Here is a 1,219-nt window from a genome sequence, read left to right as displayed (position 1 = left end):
TGACGCTGGAAGACCAGGGCCTGGAGCTCGGTTCCGGCGGCCTGCTGGTGGAAGCCTTCGCGGCGCGCGACCTGGTACAGGGTGTCGGCGCACGCGACGTGATCGCGCTGTCGACCCGGGCCGACATCGACCTGCATGCCTTGCTGGGCCAGCCGGCCAGCCTCGAGGTGAGCCTGGCCGACGGCAGCCGCGCCAGCTTCGCCGGCGAGATCAGCGAGATGGCCATGCTGGGCAGCGAAGGCGGTTTCGCGCGCTATCGCCTGCGCATCAGTCACTGGATCTGGCGCCTGGCCCATGTGCGCAACAGCCGCGTGTGGCAGGACAGATCGGTCACCGACATCGTCGACGAGGTGTTCGGCATCCACGCCCCGGTGGCGCGCTGGCGCTGGAGCGAGGACGCCACCGCCTTCATGGCGGACGCGCTGCCGCGCAGCTACTGCTGCCAGTACCGCGAGACCGACCTGGCCTTCGTCGAGCGCCTGCTTGCCGAGGAAGGCCTGGCATGGCGCTTCGAACAGGGCGAGGAGGGCTTGACGATGGTGCTCTTCGCCGACAGCACCAGCAGCACGGCCATTCCCGATGATCCGTCGGGCCGGGGCTTGGGTGTGCGCTTTCACGGCGCCCACGCGCGCGAGCAGAGCGACACGGTGCAGGCGCTGGCCAGCGTGCGCCGCATCGGCCCCTCGAGCACGACCCTGCTCAGCTACGACTACAAGTCCAAGAAGGCGGTGGCCGCGAGCGTGCCTTCGCGCCTGCCGGCCTCGCCGAAACTGCCCGCCCTCGAATCCTACGACGTGCCGGGCCAATACCACTACGCCGACCGGCGCCAGGCCGAACGCTACGCCACCATCCAGATGGAGTCGCGCGAAGCGCGCACCCAGCTGTGGCGCGGCCGCTCCACGTTGCGCGCCCTGCGCGCCGGCACCCGCCTGGACATCGCGGGCGCACCGCTGCAGAGGCTGGGCGAGGCGGCCGCCTACACGGTGCTGCGGGTCGACAGCGTGGGCGTGAACAACCTGCCTGCGAAAGCCCGTGAAGCGCTGGCCGAGTTGTTCGGCCCGATCCCGGAACTGCTGGAAGAAGTCCTGCGCGGGGATGCGCTGCCTGACTTCCAGCTGGCCATCGCGCAGGCGCAGCGCAGCGGCTATGCCAACTGCTTCGAGGCGCTGCCGCATGACGTGCCGTGGCGCCCGCAGCTGGCGGGCAGCGAGGGCCGCGC

General features: G+C 70.8%; 1 protein-coding gene. It reads left to right on the top strand.

Annotation, left to right across the window (positions count from 1 at the left end; all coding sequences use genetic code 11):
• Positions 1 to 5: 5 nt before the first annotated feature.
• Positions 6 to 1,219, top strand: a 1,214-nt coding sequence (locus NX780_RS25065) for a type VI secretion system Vgr family protein (RefSeq protein WP_258830610.1), incomplete at its 3' end; no start/stop codon positions are given.

Origin of the sequence: Massilia agri (genome assembly GCF_024753255.1) — a bacterium.
GTDB lineage: Bacteria > Pseudomonadota > Gammaproteobacteria > Burkholderiales > Burkholderiaceae_D > Telluria > Telluria agri.
This window is presented reverse-complemented; position numbering and strand designations above follow the sequence as displayed.